The organism is Bradyrhizobium sp. 521_C7_N1_3, assembly GCF_052075975.1.
Classification (GTDB): Bacteria; Pseudomonadota; Alphaproteobacteria; order Rhizobiales; family Xanthobacteraceae; genus Bradyrhizobium; species Bradyrhizobium japonicum.
The window spans coordinates 10078553-10099494 of the sequence record NZ_CP197232.1 but is presented as its reverse complement, the minus strand read 5'-3'; the positions used below and the strand labels follow the sequence as shown (position 1 = coordinate 10099494).

Genomic DNA, 20942 nt, shown 5'->3' with positions numbered 1-20942 from the left:
GAGAACAACGATGCGTGACGTCTTTATCTGCGATGCCGTGCGGACCCCGATCGGCCGTTTCGGCGGCTCGCTCGCCAAGGTGCGCGCCGACGACCTCGCGGCGGCCCCGATCAAGGCGCTGATGGCCAAGCATCCCAATCTCGATTGGGCACAGGTCGACGAAGTCTTCTTCGGCTGCGCCAACCAGGCCGGCGAGGACAACCGCAACGTCGCGCGCATGGCCCTGCTGCTCGCCGGCCTGCCGGATTCGGTTCCCGGCCAGACCCTGAACCGGCTCTGCGCCTCCGGCCTCGATGCGGTCGGTGCGGCCGGCCGCGCCATCCGGTCCGGCGAGATCGAGCTTGCGATCGCCGGCGGCGTCGAATCCATGACCCGCGCGCCCTTCGTGATGGGCAAGGCGCAGGAAGCATTCTCGCGCTCTGCCGAGATCTTCGACACCACCATCGGCTGGCGTTTCATCAATCCACTGCTGAAGGCGCAGTATGGCGTCGACGCCATGCCGGAGACCGGCGAGAACGTCGCCGAGGAATTCCAGGTCTCGCGCGCCGACCAGGACGCCTTCGCGATCCGCTCGCAGCAGCGCGCGGGCGCGGCGATCGCGGCGGGTTATTTCGCCGAGGAAATCACGCCGATCACCATTCCCGGCGGCAAGGCCGGCCCGATTACGGTCGACAAGGACGAGCATCCGCGCCCGGAGACGACGCTGGAAGGCCTCGCAAAACTGAAGCCGATCGTGCGCAATCCCGGCACCGTGACCGCCGGCAACGCCTCCGGCGTCAATGACGGCGCGGCCGCGATGATCCTGGCCTCTGAAGCCGCCGTGAAGAAGCATGGCCTCACTCCGCGCGCCCGCATCCTCGGCCTCGCCTCGGCCGGCGTGCCGCCGCGCATCATGGGCATCGGCCCGGTGCCGGCGACCCGCAAGCTGATGGAGCGCCTCGGCAAGAAGATCAGCGATTTCGACCTGATCGAGCTCAACGAGGCCTTCGCCTCGCAGGGCATCGCCTGCATGCGCCAGCTCGGCGTTGCCGACGACGCCGATTACGTCAATCCGCATGGCGGCGCCATCGCGCTCGGCCATCCCCTCGGCATGAGCGGCGCGCGCCTCGCGCTCACCGCCGTCCACGGCATGGAAAAGCGCGGCGGCAAGCTCGCGCTGGCCACCATGTGCGTCGGCGTCGGCCAGGGTGTTGCCGTTGCGATCGAGAAGCTGAACTGACGGGCCACCAAGTGGCCCGTCATCCCGGGGCGGTGCACTTGCACCGAACCCGGGATCTCGAGATTCCCCGGTGCGCAATTGCGCACCTGAGGTCTGGTCCTTCGGACCATCCCGGAATGACAGTGTTGGAGTTACGCAGGTCGCTTCAAGGACCGTCCCATGATCATCGAGCGCGAGCAGGACGTCACGGCCGCTGCACTGGCGGTGATGGAGCGGACGACCGATCCGCGGCTGCGCCAGATCATGGTCTCCCTGGTCAAGCATCTGCACGGCTTCGTCCGCGATGTCCGCCTGACCGAGAAGGAGTTCCGGGACGCGACCGCGATCGTGGCCGAGCTCGGCAAGCTCACGACCGACACGCACAACGAAGTCGTGCTGATGGCGGGCTCGCTCGGCGTCTCACCGCTGGTGTGCCTGCTCAACAACGGCGATCAGGGCAATACCGAAACCGATCAGTCGCTACTCGGCCCGTTCTGGCGGCTGAACTCGCCGCGGGTCGAGAATGGCGGCTCGATCGTCCGCTCGGAAACGCCGGGCGCGCCGCTGTTCGTCAGCGGCCGCGTCGTCGACAGGGACGGCCGTCCCGTCGCCGGTGCGGAGGTCGATGTCTGGCACGCCTCGCCGGTCGGTCTCTACGAGAACCAGGACCCTGATCAGGCCGACATGAACCTGCGCGGCAAGTTCACGACCGACCAGGACGGACGCTTCGCCTTCCGCTCGGTGATGATGGTCGGCTACCCCATCCCGACCAACGGCGTGGTCGGCCGCCTGCTCGAGGCGCAGAGCCGGCATCCCTATCGGCCCGCGCATCTGCACGCGCTGATCTTCAAGCCCGGATTCAAGGTGCTGATCTCGCAAGTCTACGACCCCGCCGACCCGCATATCGACAGCGACGTGCAGTTCGGGGTGACGCAGGCACTGATCGGCAAGTTCCAGCGCCACGACACGCCGCATCCGACCGCACGAGACGTCCCGACCCCCTGGTATTCGCTCGACCACACCTACCGGCTGGAGGCCGGTGAGGCCGTGCTGCCACGTCCGCCGATCAAATACGGCGGTCCTGCCGGGCGCAGGACGCCTGCCAAACCCGCTTCCCTAGATTAGTTATGTTCTATAATGATCGGGGGAAGCGTTGACCGGCCGGAGCAAAATGGCCGGGGAGGAGTTCGCCAATGACATTCATCTATCCCGTCGACAGCAACAAGGCGCATCCGCTGCCGCTGTCGCCCGAATACAAGAGCTCGATCAAGCGCGCGCCGAACAAGCCCTTGATCCCGATGCGCCACACGCTGTCGGAATTGACCGGCCCGGTCTACGGCCACGAGACCGTGCGCGAGGGCGATGCCGATCTCACCACCCAGCATACCGGCGAGCCGATCGGCGAGCGCATCATCGTGCATGGCCATGTGCGCGACGAGGACGGCCGCGGCGTGCCGAACTCGCTGGTCGAGATCTGGCAGGCCAATTCCTGCGGCCGCTACGTCCATGTCCGCGACCAGCACCCGGCGCCGCTCGATCCGAATTTCACCGGCGCGGGCCGCACCGTGAGCGACGCCGCCGGCTACTACCGTTTTGTGACGATCAAGCCCGGCGCCTATCCCTGGGGCAATCACCACAACGCCTGGCGTCCCGCGCATATCCATCTGTCGGTGTTCGGCCATTCCTTCGTCACGCGCCTCGTGACGCAGATGTATTTCCCGAACGACCCGCTGTTCCCGTTCGACCCGATCTTCAATTCGGTGCCGGACGAGAAGGCGCGGGCGCGGATGGTGTCGTCATTCGACCTCGAGAACACCCAGCCTGAATGGGCGCTGTGCTACCGCTTTGACATCGTGCTGCGCGGCAAGAACGCCACGCCAATGGAGAACACTTAAGTGCAGGACAACGGTATTACCCCATCGCAGACCGTCGGTCCGTTCTTCAAGTACGGCCTGACACCGACCGGCGAATACGCCTGGAACGACGCGTTCACCAATTCGACGCTGACGCCCGACGTCACCGGGGATCGCGTCCGCATCGAAGGCCGCGTGTTCGACGGCGACGGCGTCGTGGTGCCCGACGCCATGCTGGAGATCTGGCAGGCGGATGCGCAGGGCCGCTTCGCCGACCCCCAGGACAAGCGCGCATTGCCGAATGCGAGCTTCCGCGGCTTCGCCCGCTGCGGCACCGACAAGGACGGCAATTATTCCTTCGACACCATCAAGCCGGGCGCGGTGCCCGATCCCGACGGCAAGCCACAGGCGCCGCACATCGTGCTTGCGGTGTTCGGCCGCGGCATGCTGCGGCATCTCTACACCCGCATCTATTTCAGCGACGAGGCCGGCAATGCCGCCGATCCCGTGCTGGGACTGGTGCCGGCCGATCGCCGCGCGACGCTGATCGCGGCGCGCGAGGCGGGGAAGGCGGTCTATCGGCTCGACCTGCGGCTTCAGGGCGACGACGAGACGGTCTTCTTCGACATGTGAGGCTGCAACGCGTGGCGGCGATATCGACAGCCGCCACGCGTTTCTCATCCAGCGCAACTGAGCTGGTTGCTGGGTTGCATCGGGCCTGAGACGTTTCTGTTCGTGCCCCGAGTTGGTCTCGCTGACTCAAAACCGACCGATTGACGTTCTGTTTCCGTAATTTTCCGGTGCCCGCGGGATACAATTTCCGCGCGAAGCAATCCCGTGTTTACCGCAGTTGTTTAGGGTCCGTTCGGATTTCGACCTGCGCCATTGGATTGTTCCATGAAAATTCGTCTCTCGCTTTCTTCTGCAGTCATTGCATTCGGGATTGTTCTCGCCATCGGCTTTACTGCTGTCGTCTCGACCAGCCTTTACGCCCTGCGCGAGCTCAAGGTCGGCGGTCCGCTTTATTCCGACATCAAGCTGGGCAACGACCTCATCGCGGACATCCTGCCGCCGCCCGAATATGTGATCGAAGCCTATCTCGAGGCCACGCTCGCCATGCGCGAGCCGGACCAGCTGTCGGCCCATGGCGAACGCCTGGTCCAGCTCCGCAAGGATTACGACGAGCGCAAGGCATTCTGGACGACCTCCAGCCTCTCCACCGATCTGAAGACGGCACTGGTGTCGAAATCCGACGCCGAGGTGCAGAAGTTCTGGAAGCTCTTGTCCGACCAGCTCCTGCCGGCCCTCAAAGCCAAGGACGTGGCCGGCGCCGAACGCGCCTATGCGCAGCTCAAGGGCGCCTATACCGCGCACCGCGCCGTCATCGACAGCATCGTCGAGAGCGCCAACAAGCAGAATGCGGACATGGAGAAGCTGGCCGCCGAGCGCGACAGCTCGATCCTCTACATTCTCCTCGGCGTCTCCGCAGCCGTCCTGGCCTTCATTGCCGCAGGCCTGCTCGGCGTCGCGCTTGGCGTGGTGCGCCCGATCGTGCGCATGACGGACACGATGCAGAAGCTCGCGACCGGCGATCTCGCTGCCGACATTCCGTTCGCGCATCGGCAGGACGAGGTCGGCTCGATGGCGGGCGCGCTCCAGGTGTTCAAGCAGGGGGCGATCGAGAATTCGCGCCTGCGCGAGGAGCAGTTGCGGAAGGAGCAGGAGGCCGCGACGGCCAAGCGTGGCGCCCTGCACCAGATGGCCGAGACCGTCGAGCGCGAGACCGGCCGCTCGGTCGATTCCGCGAGCGTGGCGAGCCAGGGCGTCGAACGGGCCGCCTCCAGCCTGTCCGAGATCGCCCGGTCGCTGTCCGCGGAGTCGCAGGCGGTGGCCTCGGCGTCCACCCAGGCGCTGGGCAGCTCGCAGACCGTCTCGGCCGCCGCCGAACAACTGAGCGCCTCGATCCGGGACATCGCAACGCAGGTGGCGCGGACCAGCACGGTCACGAAATCGGCGGTCGCGGGCCGCGAGCAGGCGCGTTCGACCATCCAGGCGCTGGCGGGCGCGGTGAAGAAGATTGCGGAGGTCTCCGACCTCATTGGCGGCATCGCCGGCCAGACCAACCTCCTGGCGCTCAATGCCACGATCGAGGCCGCGCGGGCCGGCGAGGCCGGCCGCGGCTTTGCGGTGGTTGCGGCCGAAGTGAAATCCCTGTCCGACCAGACCGCCAAATCCACCGAGGAGATCGGGCGCCTGATCGCCGAGGTGCAGGCCTCGACCCAGGCCGCAGTCGATGCCGTCGAGACGATGGGAGGCCACATCGTCGAGATCGACGGCGTGGCGACCTCGGTCGCGGCGGCGATGGAAAAGCAGGACTCCGCAACGCGGGAGATCGCGCGGTCGATTTCCGAATCGGCATCCGCTGCGAAGGAGGTCTCCGCCAAGATCGCCAATGTCAGCCGCGACGCCGCCTCGGTGGACGAGCGCGCCACGGAGGTGAGGCAGGCGATCGCGGGCATGGCGGCCAACCTGGAATCGCTGCGGTCGGTCGTGGTGAGGACCGTTCGCGACTCGACCGCTGCGGCTTGAGTCGGGTGCGAGGTCTGCGGCTGGTGCGCGGGGGCGTGATCGTGCAGTATGGCGCGGGACAGGGGCATCGTGGTCATGACACCTCCACAACTGCCGGCGGTCGTTGAGCCCGCCCAACTGACGGCTGCGCTGCGCAGGGGTGGCGTGCTGGACGCTGGCGCGGTGCGCGAGGTGAAGGTGCTGCATGAGCGTGACACGATCCTGTCGCACATCGTGCGACTCGGCTTGCGCTATGTCGGGGAGTCTGCGGGTGCGCCGCAATCCCTGATCCTGAAGACCGCGCATTCCGCCTTCGCGAAGACGCTCGCAAACGGCGGGCTGCGCGAAGTGGCCTTCTATACGAAGCTTGCGCCGCAGATGCCTCCGGGGCTCGTACCGCGCTGTTTCGACGGTCATTTCGACGAAGAGAGCCAGACCTGGCATCTACTGATCGAGGACCTCACCGATAGTCATGAGATCGCGACGCAATGGCCGCTGCCGCCCTCGCGCGCGCAGGCGATGGCGATCGTCACCACGCTGGCCCGCATGCATGCGACGTGGTGGGACCATCCCGGTCTCGGCGAGACCGTCGGCGCCTGGGCGAGCGCTGAGGACAGCGCAAGCCACATGGAGACCTTCGCCGGCCATTACGATCGCTTCGCCGACCTGCTCGGCGATCGCCTCAGCGAAGAGCGCCGCATCCTTTACCGCCGCCTCATCGATCAGTCGGCCCGGCTATCCCAGCGTTACCACTCTCGCCGCCACGCTACGATCACTCACGGCGACGCGCATACCTGGAATTTTCTGCTTCCGCGAGCCGGCGTCGCGGATAGCGTGCGCATCTTCGATTTCGACCTTTGGGGCATCAACGTGCCGACCACCGACCTCGCCTACATGATGGCGATGCAATGGTATCCGGATCGCAGGCAGGCGCTCGAGCGGGCGCTGCTCAATCGTTACCACGAGACGCTGATAGCCAACGGCGTCAGCAGTTACACGCGCGGCGCGCTCGATCAGGACTATCGTCTGTCGGTGCTCTGGCACATCACCAAGCCGGTCTGGCAGTGGAGCATCAACATCCCGCCGTTGATCTGGTGGAACAATCTGGAGCGGGTGATGATGGCGGTGGACGATCTGGGCTGCGAGGAGTTGTTGTAGAAGCTCGTGCCGCCTGTTCGCTGTCGTCGCCCGGCTTGACCGGGCGACCCAGTATTCCAGAGACGGTCATGGGATTCGGAGAAGCCGCGGCGTACTGGATGCCCCGGTCCGGGCTCCGCCAAGGCTACGCCGGGCCACAAGCTCGCCCGGCCGCCGAAGCTTCAGCGAAGGCGGCAAGCCGGGGCATGACACCTGTGGCTACTCCATCACCGCATGTTCCGGCCCGGCGGCCTGCTTGCGCAGCGTGGCCTTGGTCGAGCCGATCAGCAAGGCGAGCGGGATGGTGCAGAGGATGAAGATCATCACCAGCATATAGTCGTGCGCGAATGCGATGATCTGGGCCTGCACGCTGACCATTCTGTCGGCCATGGCGCGGCCGGCGTCGGTGGAGAGATTGATCATGCCGCTGACGCTGGGCATCTGGAGCGCGTGGTTGAACGGGTTGATGTACTCGGACAGGATCGCGTAGGTCCGCCGCGTTCCCTGCGTCAGCTCGGCGATGACGACGGAGATGCCGACAGAGCTCGCGACGTTGCGCATCAAGGTCAGCATCGCGGTGCCGTCGGTCCGCAGCTCGTTCGGCAAGGTCAGGAACGCCACGGTCGAGAGCGGCACGAAGACGAGGCCGAAGCCGAAGCCCTGGATGACGCTGACGGTGACGATCTCCGGCACCTGGGTCAGGTCGGTCCACCCGGTCATCTGGAACAGCGAGCCCGCGGTCAGCGTCAGGCCGGTGATGATCAGCGTGCGCGCCTCGATATAGCGCATCATGCGGCCGACCAGCATCATGGCGAAGAAGGTGCCGAAGCCGCGGCTCGCCAGCAGCAGGCCGGCGGTGATGATCGGATAGCCGATCACGTTCTGCATGTAGGGCGAGGCCAGCGCCATGGTCGAGAACAGCACGAGCCCCATCACGATCATGAACATGCAGCCGGTGACGAAGTTGCGATCCTTGAACAGCGCGAAACGGATGAACGGCGTCGAGGTCGTGAAGGAGTGCGCGACGAAGAAATAGAAGGCGACGGCCGAGACGATGAACTCCGCGATGATCTCATTGGATTCGAGCCAGCCCAATTGCTCGCCCCTGTCCAGGGCGAGCTGAAGCGAGCCGATCGCGATCGCCAGCGCGGCAAAGCCGAACCAGTCGAATTTGAGGCTGATATCCTTCCTGGTCTCGTCCATGAAGATGATCAGCCCGAGCACGGTGATCACGCCGAACGGCAGGTTGACGAAGAACACCCAGTGCCAGGAATAGGTCTCGGTCAGCCAGGCACCGAGGGATGGGCCCATGATCGGCCCCATCATCACGCCCATGCCCCAGATCGACATCGCCTTGGCGCGTTCCTGGAGCGTGTAATAGTCGAGCATGACCGATTGCGACAGCGGCACCAGGGCCGCGCCGAACACGCCTTGCAGCAGGCGGAACAGCACCATCTGGTTGATGTCCTGCGCGAGCCCGCACAGCACGGACGCGAAGGTGAAGCCGGCCGAGCAGATGATGAAGATGCGCTTGCGGCCGAAGCGGTTGGCAATCCAGCCCACCGGCGCCGTCATGATCGCGGCGGCGACGATGTAGGAGGTCAGAACCCAGTTGATCTGGTCCTGCGAGGCCGACAGCGTGCCCTGCATGTAGGGCAAGGCGACGTTGGCGATGGTGGTGTCCAGTGCCTGCATGATGGTCGCGGTCATGGCGCAGATCGTCACCATGTTCCGGCGCAGGCCGGGGACCATCAGGCTGGCATTGGGGCCGGACATCGGATCAGTCCTTGTCCTGGTTCGCCGTCGCCGACAATCCGAACAGGCCGGCGAGCGAGCGCTTGTGGCCGGTGTCGATGGTGGCGTAGACGCTCATGCCGGCCTTCAGCTTCCGCACGTATTTGTCGGTCTCGTCGAAATAGATCCGGATCGGCACGCGCTGCACCACCTTGACGAAATTGCCGGTGGCGTTCTGCGGCGGCAGGATCGCGAATTGCGCGCCGGTGCCGGGCGAAAGCGAGCCGATCTTGCCCTTGAAGACGTGGTTCGGGAACGCGTCGACCTCGAGGGTCACGGGCTGTCCCTCGGTGACGTAGGTGAGGTCGCTCTCCTTCGGATTGGCGTCGACCCAGGGATGGGCGACGTCGATGATGGAGAACACCGGCGTGCCGGCGGTGACGTAGCGGCCGAGCTGAATCTGCTCGACCTGCGTCGCAACGCCGCTCATCGATGCCCGCACCACGGCGTGGTCGAGATTGCGTTCGGCATTGTCGAGCTTGGACTTGGCCTGCGCGTAAGGCGGGAACTTCTCCAGCGGCAGGTCGGTGTCGCCGAGCAGCTGCGTCTTGGCCGTCGAGATCTGCTGCCTGACATATTGCGCGATCGAACCTGACGTGACCAGCGCGTTCGCCGCGTTGTCGAGGTCGAGCTGCGAGCCGTAGCTGTTCTTCACCAGCGCCTGCTTGCGCTCGACATCGCGCTGCTTCAGGTCGACGCCCTTCTGGGCGAGATCGAGCATGTCGCCATAGATCTTGATGTTGGCGCGGAGGTTGTCATAGGTCGTCTGCGCCTGCATCAGCTGCGCCCTGGCCTCGTCCACCGCGAGGCGGAACGGCACGGGATCGATCTCGAACAGCTCGTCGCCTTGCTTGACGATCTGGCCTTCCCTCACGACGACCTTCTGGATCTTGCCGGAGATGTCGGGCGTCACCAGGACCTTCTGCGCGCCGACATAGGCATCGTCAGTGCCGACATAGCGGCCGCCGTTCAGATAGAAGGTGAGGCCGCCGCCGGCGACGACGAGCGGCAGCACGCCCAGCAGCAGGAAGCGGCGATAGCGGCGAAGGCCCGCCACCAGGCGGCGGCGCGGATCGGTGCCGGCTTTCTTGGTGGGCTTGCCGCTGTCGCTCTTCTGCTCGGGCTGGAACTTGAGGACCTGATCAGCCATAGCGCTGCTCCTTACGCGCTTGTTCCGCGCCGGATGTCTGGATCGCGTTACGCACGTTTTCTTTGATGGATTCGAGTTGGGTGAGGAGACGGTGGGCGTCCGCCGGGCTGATGCCGTCGAGTGCGTTCGCCGTGAGTTCCGATTTCAGGCCGCTCATCTTGCCGAGCAGCGCACGGCCGGCCTTCTTGAGATAGAGGCGCTTGACGCGGCGGTCCGAGGCGTCGCTGCGGCGCTCGATCCAGTCGCTGTCGCAGAGCTTGTCGATCAGGCGCGTCAGCGTGATCGGCTGCATCTCCAGCAACTCGGCGAGTTCCGACTGCTTCATGCCCTCGCTGCGCTCGACCTTGGCCAGGACCGCCCATTGAGCGCGGGTGATGCCGAAGCGCGATGCCTCCTTGTCGGCATAGACCCGCAAGAGGCGGTAGAGTTCACCGAGCGTGAACAGGAAGTTCTGGTCGACGGACCCGCGGGTCATAACGTTGTCTCCAATGAGCTTGACTATAATAAGCAAGCTTATGATTATTTCGTGGCGGATTAGCGGGACGCTGTCCCGCAGCAAGAGCATGGCTGACAGGCGCATTCCCGGTCGCGCTTTGGGTTCCGCGGTCGAAATGCTAGAAGGCAGGCCACATGACCCTCGCAAAGCCGGCCTTTCCTGCGCCCGACCACGATCACGGCCGCTGCACCGCGGACGCGCTGGCGCACGCCGAGACGGTTTGCAAGGCTCGCGCGCAGAAATTCACGCCGATTCGCCGCCAGGTGCTGGGGGCGCTGCTGTCCAGCCACCGCCCGCTCGGCGCCTATGAGGTGATCGACGAGCTCGCCAAGTCGATGCCGCGGCCGGCGCCGATCACGGTCTACCGTGCGCTCGATTTCCTGATGGCCAACGGCCTCGTGCACCGCATCGAAAGCCGCAACGCCTATCTCGCCTGCGCCGCTCACGACCACGACGCGACGTCGGCGGTGGCGTTCCTGATCTGCGAACGCTGTGGCCTCGTCGGCGAGATTCCGTCGGCGTCCTTCGCCAAGGACCTCAATGCCGCGGCGCGCAGCTCAGGCTTCGCACCAAAACTGTCCGTGGTGGAGATCACGGGCGTCTGCGCCCATTGTCAGAAAGCTGCATAAAGCAACAACGGCGCAAGCCGGTATTCGGGAAGAAATGTCCTCACCACAAGCCATACAGTCCGCCGGTCGCCCTCTCAGTGCCGGCGCCATCGCCCTGATGCTCATGCTGTGCCTGACCTGGGGTTTCAATCAGATCGCGGTGAAGCTGGTGCTGCCGGAGGTGCCGCCGATGCTCCAGGCGATGATCCGCTCGATGGGGGCGTTGCCGGTGCTGTTCATCGTCGGCAGCTTGCGCGGCGTCAAATTCTTCGAGCGCGACGGCACGTGGAAGGCCGGCCTGATCGCCGGGCTGATGTTCGGCGTCGAGTTCGTGCTGATTTTCCAGGGCCTGCGCCTGACCTCGGCCTCGCGCGCGGTGGTGTTCCTCTACACGGCGCCGTTTTTCGTCGCGCTCGGGTCCTACCAGGTGCTCAGCGAGCGGCTCGGCGGCACCCAATGGCTGGGGCTGGCCGTGAGCTTTGCCGGAGTTGCGCTCGCGATCGGCGTGCCGCAGCCCAATGTGGATTCGCACATCCTGCTCGGCGACCTCCTGATCGTGGCCGGCGCGGGGCTGTGGGCGGCGACCACGCTGGTCGCAAAGGGCACAAGGCTGCGCTTCGCGGCGCCGGAAAAGGCACTCGGCTATCAGGTCGCGACCTCGATCCCGATCCTGGGCACCGCCGCCTGGCTGTCTGGGGAAACCATCACCCAGACCCCGTCGCCGCTGTCGCTCGGCCTGATGGCCTTCCAGGCGATCTGGGTGGTTGGAACCACGTTCACGCTTTGGTTCGCGTTGGTGAAGACCTATTCGGCCAGCAAATTGTCGGCTTTTACCTTCATCACCCCTTTGTTTGGCGTGGTGGGTAGCTATTTCATCATGCACGACACCTTGAGCCTGACATTCGGGGCCGCTGCGATCCTTGTAATTGCTGGGCTTTTTCTGGTTAACCGTCCCAGCTCAACGGCTGCGGCGCCGCGCGATGCATTGCTCAACGTCACCAAAACCTGATATTTGGACCCCATGAACAAGCTCGAAAACCCTCTCGATTCCGACATCGCGGGCCCGGCGCCCCGGCACCGGACCACCCAGGTCAAGGTCGGCGACGTCGCCGTTGGCGGCGGTGCGCCGATCGTCGTGCAGTCGATGACCAACACCGACACCGCCGACATCGACGGCACCATCGCCCAGGTCGCAGCGCTCGCGCGCGCCGGCTCCGAAATGGTCCGCATCACCGTGGACCGCGAGGAGGCTGCGGCCGCCGTCCCGCATATCCGCGATGGCCTCGCCAAGCGCGGCATCACCACGCCGCTGATCGGCGACTTCCACTATATCGGCCACAAGCTGCTCGCGGCCTATCCGGCCTGCGCCGAAGCGCTCGCCAAATATCGCATCAATCCCGGCAATGTCGGCTTCAAGGACAAGCGCGACACCCAGTTCGCCGACATCATCGAGATCGCGAACAAGAACGGCAAGCCGGTCCGCATCGGCGCCAATTGGGGCTCGCTCGACCAGGAGCTGCTGACCAAGCTGATGGACGAGAACGCCGCGTCCGCCAATCCGCGCGACGTGCGCGCGGTCACGCGCGAGGCGATGGTGCAGTCGGCGCTGCTCTCGGCCGCGCGCGCCGAAGAGCTCGGCATGCCCAAGGATCGCATCATCCTGTCCGCAAAGGTCTCGGCGGTGCAGGATCTCATCGCGGTCTATCAGGATCTCGCCAGCCGTTCCGACTACGCGATCCATCTCGGCCTGACCGAAGCCGGCATGGGCTCGAAGGGCATCGTCGCATCCTCGGCCGCGCTCGGCATCCTCCTGCAGCAGGGTATCGGCGACACCATCCGCATCTCACTGACGCCCGAGCCCGGCGGCGACCGCACCCGCGAGGTGCAGGTCGGCCAGGAGCTCTTGCAGACCATGGGCTTCCGCACCTTCGTGCCGCTGGTCGCGGCGTGCCCCGGCTGCGGCCGCACCACCTCGACCACGTTCCAGGAGCTGGCCCGCTCGATCCAGGATTTCATCCGCGACGAGATGCCGAGCTGGAAGACGAAATATCCCGGCGTCGAAGAGCTCAACGTCGCGGTGATGGGCTGCATCGTCAACGGCCCCGGCGAATCCAAGCACGCCAATATCGGCATCTCGCTGCCGGGCACCGGCGAAGCGCCGGCCGCGCCCGTCTTCGTCGACGGCAAGAAGTTCCGCACGCTGCGTGGGCCCACGATCTCCGCCGACTTCAAGGCGCTGGTGATCGACTACATCGATCAGCGCTACGGCCAGGGCGCCAAGGTCCCGGTGACCGCGGCGGAGTGATTTTGCTCCGCTAGCACCTCACACTCCGCCGTCGTCCCCGCCTAGTGCGCAATTGCGCACGTGGAGCGGGGACCCATAACCACAAGCCGTGGTTATGGCGCGGGATGGTAGTTGCCAGACTTCGTCAAACCCAATCCTGTGGTTATGGGTCCCGGGCTCGCGCTACGCGCGCCCCGGGACGGCGGCTGTGTTTGGAGCGCAGATTGCGTATCTGTCACCGCGCGCTACGATGGCTCCCAATCAAAACGATCGGGAGACACGCCATGAGCTCACTCGCCGGCAAGCAAGGTCCGCGCTACCGCCATACGGCCGAAGACGGCGCGGCTTACGAGACCATCGCGGTCGAAAAGCTCACCCCCATCATCGGCGCGGAAATATCCGGCGTCGATATCGGCAGCCTCGTCGATGGCGATGCTCGCTCCAACCGGCAGATGGACGAGATCCACCGCGCGCTTGCCGAAAACCTTGTCATCTTCTTTCGTGATCAAGACATCACGCCGAAACAGCATCTCGCCTTCGGCCGCAAGTTCGGCGAGCTGCATTTCCATCCCGCCGCGCCGCACGAGGACGAAGATCCGGCGCTGATGAAGATCTACGCCGACAAGAACTCGCCGCGGGCGAACGGCGAGGGCTGGCATTCGGACGTGTCCTGCGATCTCGAGCCGCCGATGGGTTCGATCCTCTACATCAAGCAGTGCCCGCCGCGCGGCGGCGACACGCTGTTCGCCAACATGTACGCGGCCTATGAGGCGCTGTCGGATCGGATGAAGGCCTATCTCGACGGGCTGACCGCGCTGCATGACGGCGAGCCGATCTATCGCGGGCTATACGCCAATTACGGCGTCGCCGATCGTCCGTCCTATCCGAGCGCCGAGCATCCGGTGGTACGCACGCACCCGGTCACCGGCAGGAAGGCGCTCTACGTCAACCGCGGCTTCACCCGTCACATCAACGGCATCCCGCGCGACGAGAGCGATGCGATGCTCGCCTATCTCTACCAGCACGCCGAGAACCCGCTGTTCCAGTGCCGCTTCCGCTGGACCGAGAACGCCATCGCGTTCTGGGACAACCGCTGCACCCAGCACCGCGCGATGTGGGACTACTGGCCGCACACGCGCTCGGGCACGCGCGTGACGGTGAAGGGGGAGAGGCCGGTGTGAGAAATCGGCGAATGTGTTACGCGCGCCTGCGAACACATTCTACCTCCGACACGCCTCCAGCATGTCCTGGATGGTCATTTTTTTCTGGTCGACGCCGTCTCCGTTGATGTTCTCGGTTTCGATGTGCTCCTCGAGAAAATGCGGGGGCGGCAGGTGAAGCATGCTCACACGGGACGGCTTGCTGACCAGGCAGGCTTCCACGATCCGCTGCAGGCTGCGGGCGCCGTGGCGAAGCGGGATCGCCAGTAGAAACTTGCACAAGTCGTCCTCGACGGCCTTGAGAAAGACCGTCTTGCCGATCTTGGAGCCATTGCGGAAGAATTCCCGCAGCAGCACCGCCCGCGCAAGCTTGGAATAATCGTTCCTCCAAGCGGTTCTGAACACCTGGCATCGTTCGCCTGGAGAACAGCTTTCATCTCCGGCCGCCGCCGCAACCTTGCCCTTCTCGTTGGCGCGCTGCTTGTAGAGCTCGATGATGCCGGGCATGTCGAGCGCGGTGTAGAGCCGGCTGTGGAAGTCGCGCGCCTTCAGAAGTACCGCCTCGGATGGTTCGTCGCCTTGTCCGGGCTTTGTCGTTCGGCACGCCCAGATACGAAATTCGTCTGCCGTCGGGAAGGTGCCGCCTATGAAGACGAACACGGCCGTGCCGATCGGCCGCTTCAGGCGGCCGTCGAAGAAGTGTGCATCCTGCATCGGCATCAGGAACCGGGCCAGCCATCCGCCGCGTTTGCCGTCGAAGACGCTGTCGAACTCGTCCCACAGAACGAGCGGCACCTTGCCGCCGACGCTTTTCGAGGCGATCGTGTCGAGCGCGCGCGTAAGCTGCGCCTCTTCCGTGAACTGCGAAAGATTGAATTCGTCGACGTTGAAGATCTCGTTTTTCGAATCAATCAGGCGGGCGATCTCTCGCGACAGAAACGATTTGCCGGATCCGGGGCTGCCGAACAGCGCGAAATTGAAGACCTTTCCGTCTTCCGGCTCATTGTGGCGATGGCTCAGCACGTGCTGCCTGATCCGCTGCGCAAGGTCGAGCATCGGGGCGGCATCCTTCGGATTGGCCATCGCGAAGTTGCCGAACTGCATCGATATCCGTTGCCTTAGCCAGAAGGACTGGATCTCATCCTTGGCAAACGAATCGAGTGGGCATGGCTTGTTCTTGATCTTGGTCCAGTGATCGTTGCTGATCGGCGACCCGTGGCCATTGTCGGCCTTCCAGGCATCGTCGAATTTGAGCTTCAATCGGTCGAAGACCTCCTTGTCCTGTCCCACATCCTTTACGACCTGATAACAATTCTCCGGCGACGCGACGAAATACTCCGATATCTGCTTCTCGATGGTTCGGAAGATACGTAGCAATGCCGACGACCGGTCGGCCGCGTCTTCCGGCCACTGGACCATGCAAATCACTTCGTATGGCCCTGGGCTTTGCCCGGTTTCCTCGTCCTTCACTTCGAGCAGAAGGTCAGTCGCCTCCCGCTGTTGCTTGCTCCATATCTCGGGAGGATAGTTCAGGTGAAACTTGGTTCCGGGCTCTTCGCCAATCAACACCAACTCGTCGGGCTCGCAGTAACCGTGGCTGCGGAGGCGCTTGCATCGCATCAGCCCCTTCCGGATCGCGAGGGCGAGGTTGGGAGTTTTGGGCGATTCCGCCAGATCTTCGAGGATGCCGTAGGTTAGAAGCGCATGAGCGCCGATGATTCGACTGTGCTGCTCGAAGTCCGACAGACCGGGCTGTGTGCCCGGCACAAGGAACAGCTGTCCGAGCGGCCTTGTGTCTTCGCGCAGATATTCCGGCTTCCGATCCGCTGCCTCAATTGGCCAGCAGCCCGGCCCGATCCAGATCACGCCGTCCTCGTAGACGGGAATCACGATATTGAAGCGCCAGTCGTTCCCCGTCGCGTCGAACAGATACTCGTATTCAGGCCGCCTTAGATAGTCATAGGTCTGCGACCAGACGCCGCTCCACGTTCCCGAGCCGCGCAGATCACCATCGCGGATCTGCGCCAACGCGCAGATCAGCACGACCATTGGGGCGCCATCTTTCTTTGCAGCAAGTTTTTTCAGCAGCTGAGCGAAGCGGCCCGGGTCGGCGGTTCGAATCAGGATCGGCGGCTTTCTGCCGTTCTTGCACGACTCCTCATATCGTTCGAAAAGCACCTCCTGCTGCATTTCCCACTCGGCGTGGCTCGGCGCCCGGAAGAAGCCGCGCCCGGTGTCCCAGAAACATACTGCCTCCACAGCTTCGCAATCGTATCGTGGAGTTGCAGCGGTGAACGGAGGAACGTAAGGCACACCACTCTTGCTCAGGAGGTTAGCGGCTGCCCGCCAAGTTTCGTCGCGATCGACGGCGACCTTCTCATTTGATCGCGTCGTGAAAATCTCTCGCCACGGCTGGCTTGGTGATTTCGTCAGATAGGTGCGTGTTCTCTCCTCCTTGGTCTTGCCGGCATTCGAACGCCTTCTGAGAACAAAGATCGAGCCGCGATCCTGCGATGCAAAGGCATTGCTGATCGGGAATGAATTGCCGGCCACGGCAATGCCGTTGGCCGCGAGCAGTGCGTGGATTCCGGCGGCGCCCGCCAGGCATTGGCGCATATCGAAACCAGCCGCATAGTGCCAGTCGTCCCGTGACAAGGGTGAGGTCCATGCGAGCCATTGATCGGCGTCTTCGGCTCGCATGTCATAGATGTGGCAGTCGACAATAGGGTCGCCGAGGACGATCACCTTCGGCTTGTCCGCTTGAAGGTTAGGCGTGTCGTTGCTCGTAACCATCGGTCGCTCCATTTTCCGAAACGACGGGCAACGGGTAGCCTAGCAACGACAAGCGTGGACAAACAACCAAAAATTGTGAATATGAATTTAATCCTGTCGTGCGAGACCTGTTCGGTGGTGAGTTGCGGATACCTGAGATGGTGCGAATTGACGCCCGGCCTTGGCCGCGTCAATCTTCCCCGAAAGCAAATCGGGAGGGCCTGCCATGCTCCGCGCCGAGGACAACAAATTCCTGACCGAGGCCGGCCCCGGGACGGGAATGGGCGAATTGCTGCGCCGCTTCTGGATTTCTGTGCTCCTGCCGAAGGAGCGCCGCGAACCTGATGGCGAACCGAAGAAGATCGTCGTGCAGCGCTTCGGCGATATCGCCCGCTTCGTCGGGAGGCCGCGGATCGCGGCAGCGAAGTAGGACTTGTCGTTGGGACGGGGCATCGTCACAATTCTCCTCGTGTCGCTGGTCGCACTGTTGCTTCCGTCGATCGACGCGGGCCGTGCTGCCTCGGCCCGCAAGGTTGCGAAAGCCAGACTTAAGCCGTCGCCCGCACCAGCCAAATGTGAGATGCCGAAATTCCGGATCGTCGTCGACGTCGGGCACACCCCGGACTCCTACGGCGCGTTGAGCGCGCGCAATGATCCGGAGTTCGGCTTCAACTTCCGGCTCGCAAGGCTGGTCACGGCAAAACTCAAATCCGAAGGCTTTACCGCAACCCGGCTGCTCGTCACGGACGGCAAGGCGCGGCCGAGCCTGTTCAAGCGCGTCGGTGCCGCGAATGACGGCCGGGCCGATCTCTTGCTGTCGATCCATCACGACTCAGTGCCGGACAAGATGCTCGAGACCTGGGAGTTCGACGGCGCTAAGAGTTATTTCAGCGACCGCTTCTCGGGTCACTCGCTGTTCGTGTCCGAGCGCAATCCGCACTTCGCCAGCAGCCTGAAGCTGGCCCGGATGATCGGCAGACAGTTGAAGGAGCAGGGGCTGCACTATGCCAGCCAATACACCCTGCCGGTGATGGGCCGCTACCGGCGCCAGCTGCTCGACAAGGATGTCGGCGTCTACCGCTATGACGGGCTCATCGTGCTGTCGCGAACGAGAAGCGCGGCAGTGCTGCTCGAAGCCGGCTCGATCATCAACCGCGACGAGGAGATGGAGATGAACTCGTCGGAGCGGCAGGAGTTGATTGCGGGCGCCGTTGCGGCGGGGGTCGGGGAGTTTTGCAAGATGCGATAGTTGCCTCTGCCGTCATTGCGAGCGAAGCAATCCAGAGTCATTCCACGGAGGCAGTCTGGATTGCTTCGCTTCGCTCGCGATGACGAAAAGGCTACAGCGGCACCCCCCGATACTCCCTGTTCGCCAGGCTTGCCTCTTCCAGGTCCAGGTCGCGCTCGATCCGGCGCCGCGTCTCGTCGGTGATCTGGCCGTCGCGCAGGAGGTCGTGGATGAACTTTCGCTCGGCCACGATCAGGTCGCGGGTCAGGGCGGTACCGGCGGCGGAGACGTCGTGATGGTTGGGGTCGAGGGAATCCGGAAGCTGGTTGACACGAATCTCGTGACGCGCGCGCAGGAGCCGCATCACCTCGTCCGATACATCCTTTTCCTCGGTCATTGCGTCGAGCGACTTCAGCGCCGCCTCGAGCGCCTGGCGGCGTGCCGCGATCTCGGCCTCGTGCTCGGCGACATGCTCGTTGCGGCCGGCCTCGGCGACACCGAGCCAGCGCACCACCGGCGGAAGCGTCAGGCCGACGCCGATCAGCGTCACGAAGATGACGCCGAAGGCGACGAACAGGATCAGGTCGCGATACGGGAAGGCCTCGCCGCCCGGTAACGTGAACGGCAGCGCCAGCGCGGCCGCCAGCGACACCGCGCCGCGCACGCCGGTGAAGGCGAGCACGAACGGCCATTGCCATGGCGGCGATGGGTCGCGCTTGCGCAGGCTCTTGCTCAATATCCGCGGCAGATAGATCGCAGGATATAGCCAGACGAAGCGTGCGATGACGATGACCGTCAAAACGACGGCGGTCGCGATCATGATATCGTCGAGCGGAAACGCCTTCGACTTCTCGTAGAGTGCCCGCATCTGGAAGCCGGTGAGCAGGAACAGCAGGCCCTCGATCAGGTAGATGATGAGATCCCAGAAGAAGATGCCTTGCAGGCGGGTCGACGCCGAGATCAGCAGCGGCCCGTTCCAGCTCACATAGAGGCCGCAGGCCACGGTCGCGATCACGCCGGAGCCGCCGAGATGCTCGGGCAGCCAGTAGGACACGTACGGCGTGATCAGCGACAGCGTCAGCTCGACCTGCGGATCCCTGGACCATTTGCGGAAGCGAAGGGAGAGCCAGCCGATGCCGATGCCAAAGGCGATCTCGCTGGCGACGATGAGGACAAACTCGCCGGCCGCCAGCGGCAGTGAGAAATGGCCGACCATGATGGCCGCAAGCGCGAAGCGGTAGAGGATCAGGGCGGTCGCGTCGTTCGCGAGCCCCTCGCCCTCGAGGATGACCAGGAGCCGGCGCGGTATGTTCAGGCGGCGCGCGATCGCGAGCGGCGCCACCACGTCGGGCGGCGCGACGATGGCCCCAAGCAGGAAGCCGATGGTCCAGGGCAGGCCGATGACATAATGCGTGGCCGCAGCCACCAGCGCCGCGGTGAAGATCACCGCGCCGACCGCGAGCAGCACGATCGGCCGCAGACTGTTCCTGAACTCGCGCCAGCTCATCGCGACGCTCGCCGAGTAGATCAGCGGCGGCAGCACCATCAGCAGCACCAGTTCCGGCGGCAGTTCCACCGGCGGCATGCCCGGCACGAAAGCGAGGCCGACGCCGGACAGCATCAGGAGAATGGCGGGCGCGATGTTGAAGCGGCGGGCGACCAGCGCGGTGCCGGCCAGCACCGTGAGCAGGATGAGAAAGGTCTGAAATTTCGCTGCGATCATGGCCTGTCTTGGCCCGGAAGCGGCCAAAAGGTCAATGCGTCGCGGCTCATGCCAGCCGTTCGGCCACCATGCGTCCGACGCGCGCGAACGCGGCTTCGATCTGCGCGGCGTTGGGCGTGCCGCCCTGGGTATAGGCCGCGATCAGGATTGGTTCATCCGCCTTGTTGTCGAGCTTGGGCCAGGCGACCGCGATATCGCCCGACGCATCCTTGCCGTTGTTGCCGGTCTTGTCGCCGATCTTCCAGCCTGCCGGCAGGCCGCCGCGCAGCCGGTTGGCGCCGGTCTTGCAACCCACCATCCATTCGGTGAGCTGGGTCCGCGAGGCCGGCGACAGTGCTTCACCCACCACCAGCCGCTTCAGATTGCCGGCCATCGCCGCCGGCGTGGTGGTGTCCCGGGGATCGCCGGGCGGTGAGCGGTTGAGCTCGGGCTCGTTGTGGTCGAGCCGCGAAGTGGTGTCGCCGAGCGATCGCCAGAAGGCCGTGAGCGCGGCGGGGCCGCCGATCCGCGCCAAGAGCAGGTTGGCGCAGGTGTTGTCGCTGAGCTCGACGATGGCCTTGCACATGTCGGTGACCGACATCGCGCCGGCGGCGAGATTTTGTTTGGCGACCGGTGCGTAGTCGAGCAGGTCGGCCTTTCCGTAGGGGATCATGGCCGCAAGCTGCTCCTCGCCGCGATCGGCCCGCGCCAGCACGCAGGCCGCGAGCGAAGCCTTGAATGTCGAGCACATGACGAAGCGCTCCTCGGCGCGCCATGCGAGCTTCGCGCCTGTCGCGAGGTTCTCGGCATAGACCCCGATCCGCCCGCCGGTTTCGCGCTCGTAGGATTCGAGCTCGGGTGGCGCCTCCGCGGCGAGCGCGGGGGAGGCGGCGATCCAGGCGAACGAGGCGAGCAGGGAACGGCGGTCCATTGGCATAAGGGACTTTCAGACATCGTCATTGCGAGCGCAGCGAAGCAATCGCTCGCAATGA

The 20942-nt window shown here is 64.5% G+C and carries 18 protein-coding genes; 12 read left to right on the top strand and 6 right to left on the bottom strand.

The window, feature by feature from the left end; all coding sequences use genetic code 11:
• Positions 1 to 10: 10 nt before the first annotated feature.
• From pcaF to AB7008_RS47865, 6 genes are all read left to right on the top strand, one after another.
• Positions 11 to 1219: a 3-oxoadipyl-CoA thiolase gene (pcaF, locus tag AB7008_RS47890; protein ID WP_028149379.1), complete on the top strand. Its 1209-nt coding sequence runs from the start codon at positions 11 to 13 to the stop codon at positions 1217 to 1219.
• Positions 1220 to 1378: 159 nt separating this feature from the next.
• Entirely contained in the window at positions 1379 to 2323 is a 945-nt protein-coding gene (locus AB7008_RS47885) for a dioxygenase family protein (protein ID WP_441261124.1), read from the top strand.
• Between the two features lie 68 nt (positions 2324 to 2391).
• Positions 2392 to 3093: a protocatechuate 3,4-dioxygenase subunit beta gene (pcaH, locus tag AB7008_RS47880; RefSeq protein WP_028155300.1), complete on the top strand. Its 702-nt coding sequence runs from the start codon at positions 2392 to 2394 to the stop codon at positions 3091 to 3093.
• Complete coding sequence (pcaG, locus tag AB7008_RS47875) at positions 3094 to 3684, top strand: protocatechuate 3,4-dioxygenase subunit alpha (RefSeq protein WP_028149382.1); 591 nt, start codon at positions 3094 to 3096, stop codon at positions 3682 to 3684.
• Between the two features lie 264 nt (positions 3685 to 3948).
• The gene (locus AB7008_RS47870; RefSeq protein WP_441261123.1) at positions 3949 to 5640 is read left to right on the top strand and encodes a methyl-accepting chemotaxis protein; all 1692 of its coding nucleotides are present in this window, start codon (positions 3949 to 3951) and stop codon (positions 5638 to 5640) included.
• Positions 5641 to 5688: 48 nt separating this feature from the next.
• On the top strand, positions 5689 to 6777 hold the full coding sequence (locus tag AB7008_RS47865) for a phosphotransferase (protein WP_441261122.1): 1089 nt from the start codon (positions 5689 to 5691) through the stop codon (positions 6775 to 6777).
• 198 nt (positions 6778 to 6975) lie between these two features.
• Here AB7008_RS47865 and AB7008_RS47860 read toward each other — a convergent pair whose 3' ends face one another.
• From AB7008_RS47860 to AB7008_RS47850, 3 genes are read right to left on the bottom strand one after another with little or no spacing between them, the layout of a single operon-like run.
• Positions 6976 to 8532: an MDR family MFS transporter gene (locus tag AB7008_RS47860; protein ID WP_014491123.1), complete on the bottom strand. Its 1557-nt coding sequence runs from the start codon at positions 8530 to 8532 to the stop codon at positions 6976 to 6978.
• Between the two features lie 4 nt (positions 8533 to 8536).
• Positions 8537 to 9700 carry an HlyD family secretion protein gene (locus AB7008_RS47855; RefSeq protein WP_441261121.1) on the bottom strand — a complete coding sequence of 388 codons (1164 nt, stop codon included), beginning with the start codon at positions 9698 to 9700 and terminating at the stop codon, positions 8537 to 8539.
• Complete coding sequence (locus AB7008_RS47850; RefSeq protein WP_014491125.1) at positions 9693 to 10175, bottom strand: MarR family winged helix-turn-helix transcriptional regulator; 483 nt, start codon at positions 10173 to 10175, stop codon at positions 9693 to 9695. The genes AB7008_RS47855 and AB7008_RS47850 overlap by 8 nt, the downstream gene beginning before the upstream one ends.
• Before the next feature lie 155 nt (positions 10176 to 10330).
• On the opposite strand from AB7008_RS47850, the gene AB7008_RS47845 reads away from it, so the two are divergent.
• From AB7008_RS47845 to AB7008_RS47830, 4 genes are all read left to right on the top strand, one after another.
• A complete protein-coding gene (locus tag AB7008_RS47845) occupies positions 10331 to 10825 on the top strand; it encodes a Fur family transcriptional regulator (RefSeq protein ID WP_039154954.1) in 495 nt (164 codons plus the stop codon).
• Positions 10826 to 10859: 34 nt separating this feature from the next.
• Positions 10860 to 11813, top strand: coding sequence for a DMT family transporter (locus tag AB7008_RS47840; RefSeq protein WP_441261294.1), 954 nt, complete (start codon positions 10860 to 10862; stop codon positions 11811 to 11813).
• A 12-nt stretch (positions 11814 to 11825) separates the two neighbouring features.
• Positions 11826 to 13109: a flavodoxin-dependent (E)-4-hydroxy-3-methylbut-2-enyl-diphosphate synthase gene (gene ispG / locus AB7008_RS47835; protein ID WP_441261120.1), complete on the top strand. Its 1284-nt coding sequence runs from the start codon at positions 11826 to 11828 to the stop codon at positions 13107 to 13109.
• A gap of 263 nt (positions 13110 to 13372) precedes the next feature.
• Positions 13373 to 14269 (top strand): TauD/TfdA dioxygenase family protein, encoded by an 897-nt coding sequence (locus tag AB7008_RS47830; RefSeq protein ID WP_304492087.1) that lies wholly within the window; start codon positions 13373 to 13375, stop codon positions 14267 to 14269.
• A 39-nt stretch (positions 14270 to 14308) separates the two neighbouring features.
• Here the strand turns inward: AB7008_RS47830 and AB7008_RS47825 are convergent, their stop codons facing one another.
• Entirely contained in the window at positions 14309 to 17041 is a 2733-nt protein-coding gene (locus tag AB7008_RS47825) for a hypothetical protein (RefSeq protein WP_441261119.1), read from the bottom strand.
• Between the two features lie 205 nt (positions 17042 to 17246).
• Here AB7008_RS47825 and AB7008_RS47820 point away from each other — a divergent pair, with 205 nt between their 5' ends.
• Both AB7008_RS47820 and AB7008_RS47815 read left to right on the top strand, forming a co-directional pair.
• On the top strand, positions 17247 to 17450 hold the full coding sequence (locus AB7008_RS47820) for a hypothetical protein (RefSeq protein ID WP_441261118.1): 204 nt from the start codon (positions 17247 to 17249) through the stop codon (positions 17448 to 17450).
• A 3-nt stretch (positions 17451 to 17453) separates the two neighbouring features.
• Positions 17454 to 18269 (top strand): N-acetylmuramoyl-L-alanine amidase, encoded by an 816-nt coding sequence (locus AB7008_RS47815; RefSeq protein ID WP_441261117.1) that lies wholly within the window; start codon positions 17454 to 17456, stop codon positions 18267 to 18269.
• Positions 18270 to 18360: 91 nt separating this feature from the next.
• Here AB7008_RS47815 and AB7008_RS47810 read toward each other — a convergent pair whose 3' ends face one another.
• Both AB7008_RS47810 and bla read right to left on the bottom strand, forming a co-directional pair.
• Positions 18361 to 19971 (bottom strand): Na+/H+ antiporter, encoded by a 1611-nt coding sequence (locus tag AB7008_RS47810; protein ID WP_441261116.1) that lies wholly within the window; start codon positions 19969 to 19971, stop codon positions 18361 to 18363.
• 46 nt (positions 19972 to 20017) lie between these two features.
• The gene (bla, locus tag AB7008_RS47805; protein WP_304492083.1) at positions 20018 to 20887 is read right to left on the bottom strand and encodes a class A beta-lactamase; all 870 of its coding nucleotides are present in this window, start codon (positions 20885 to 20887) and stop codon (positions 20018 to 20020) included.
• Positions 20888 to 20942 lie beyond the last annotated feature (55 nt).